This is a genomic window from Candidatus Chloroploca sp. Khr17 (assembly GCF_004138165.1).
In the GTDB taxonomy this organism is placed as follows: domain Bacteria; phylum Chloroflexota; class Chloroflexia; order Chloroflexales; family Chloroflexaceae; genus Chloroploca.
The window spans coordinates 1-1,998 of the sequence record NZ_RYFF01000140.1 but is presented as its reverse complement, the minus strand read 5'-3'; the positions used below and the strand labels follow the sequence as shown (position 1 = coordinate 1,998).

Annotated in this window: 1 protein-coding gene and 1 pseudogene; both read right to left on the bottom strand. The window is 66.2% G+C overall.

What is annotated here, in order from left to right; all coding sequences use genetic code 11:
• A partial coding sequence (locus tag EKD05_RS25400) for an AAA family ATPase (RefSeq protein ID WP_129678429.1) occupies nt 1–1,100 on the bottom strand: 1,100 nt, incomplete at its 3' end.
• Nucleotides 1,101–1,206: 106 nt separating this feature from the next.
• A pseudogene (locus EKD05_RS25395) lies at nt 1,207–1,998 on the bottom strand (ATP-binding protein); the annotation flags it as partial.

The following is a 1,998-nucleotide window of genomic DNA, read 5'->3' as shown; positions in this document are numbered from 1 at the left end:
GCCGGGGTGATGTGCGGCAGCGAGTCGCGCGCCCCGCCCGCCAGCACGCGTGGCAGCACTTCGTGGTAGATCGGATTAGCGATGACGAGTCCACCCGCTTCGTTGCGGCGCACGAGCCCGAGGTCGACGACGAATTGGCGGTCATCCGCAGGCACATCGCTGATCGACCCACCGACGAGGATCGGCTCGATCACGCGGCGCACCCGCGGTTCGCGCAGGCGTTCGGCCAGGCTGTCGAGGTGGGTGTCTTGGCGCTGGATCATCAGTTCCTTCGCCGCGTCGAGGTGGGCGACGGTGACCGGCTGTGGGTCGTCCTTCAGGATGTCCTCAACCACGGTCTTAGCGAGGTCGTTGACCAACCAGGGCTGGCCTTGGGTCAGGCCGAAGGCGTGGTCAATGACGGCGGATGGGAAGACCTGCCCCGTCTCGTCGGTGTGCTGCTGGTAGAGCTCGGCCACGTCGTCGCGGGTGAAGCTTCCCAGCGTCAGCGAGCGCGTCTTCACGTTGAAGGGACTGGCGGTATTGAGCCGCTCGCTGCCGCCTGATGCGACTTTGTAGTCACGCACATCGCGCATGCCGATCAGCGCCAGCGACGCGGGGAACCCGGTCGGACGCCACGTGTAGCCCGCCCGGAGTTGGCGCAGCACCGAGATGAGCGTCTCGTTTTGCAAGGCGTCGATCTCGTCAATGAAGAGCACGAGCGGACGTAGAGCCGCTTGTGCCCATGCCTGTAATGCGGCCCCGATACGTGTTCCCGGTTCCGCCTCCGGCCAGGCCGGGGGCTGAAGATCGCGTGGCATCTGGGCGTTGAGGGCCAATCGCCAGTTGTTCAGGATCGCGAGTTCTGCCGCCCCGGGGTCATGGTTAAACGCCGCCCCCACTTCGACCGAGACCAGCGCAGCAACATAAGCCCCAGACGCCGTCAACTCCTGGGCCAGCGCGATCATCGACGTCGTCTTGCCGGTCTGACGCGGGGCGTGGATGACAAAATAGTTGAAATCGGCCACCAGGCGTCGCGCCCGCAGCACGCGCGCTGCGGCGGGCAGCATGTAGTGCAATTCGGGCTTGCACGGCCCGGCAACATTGAAACGCCGTGGCATGGAGGATCCTCCTGGTCGTATGTGGGTCAAGTATACCATGCCCAGCGTGCGTTAGCGGTTGTTGGTGCTTCGTTGCGGCGGCTCAGGGGGCGGTGGTGGTTCCTCTTTACGCCCTGACGACGGCGATCGTGCGTCCCTGCGGCGAGATGGCCGTCTCCACCGTGGTGCGCTGGGCGATGGGGAGTTGGCCGCTGCGCCGGTCGAAGATGACCAGCCAGCCGCGCTCGAGCCCGAGCCCAGCGAGGTACAGGTCGAGTTGGGCCAATCCCTCGTCGCGAGGGTCGCTTTCGCCGTCGCGCCAGACCTTGAGTTGCATGCCCATCGTAACGGGCTGCGGGCCGCCGTAGCGCAGGCAGAGGTCCATGCGCCGGGTGCCGATGGCGTACTCGCGGTCGAGCGAGCCGTTGCCGTTGACGACGCGGTGCAGGAAGGCCATGAGGACCAGGTGCGGGGCGATCTCGTGATAGTGGACGCTGCCGAGTAGGGGCTGGCCGTGTTGCCGCCAGAAAGCGAGGAACGCATCGAGCAGCTTGTCGGGGTCGAGGCTGCCATCCGGCTTCAGCCATGCCGGGGTGATGTGCGGCAGCGAGTCGCGCGCCCCGCCCGCCAGCACGCGTGGCAGCACTTCGTGGTAGATCGGATTCGCGATGACGAGCCCACCCGCTTCATCGCGGCGCACGAGCCCGAGGTCAACGACGAATTGGCGGTCATCAGCGGGCACATCGCTGATTGACCCACCGATGAGGATCGGCTCGATCACGCGGCGGACCCGCGGTTCGCGCAGTCGTTCGGCCAGGCTATCGAGGTGGGTATCCTGGCGTTGGATCATCAGTTCCTTCGCCGCGTCGAGGTGGGCGATGGTGACCGGTCGGGGGTCGTCGTTCAGGATGTCCTCAAC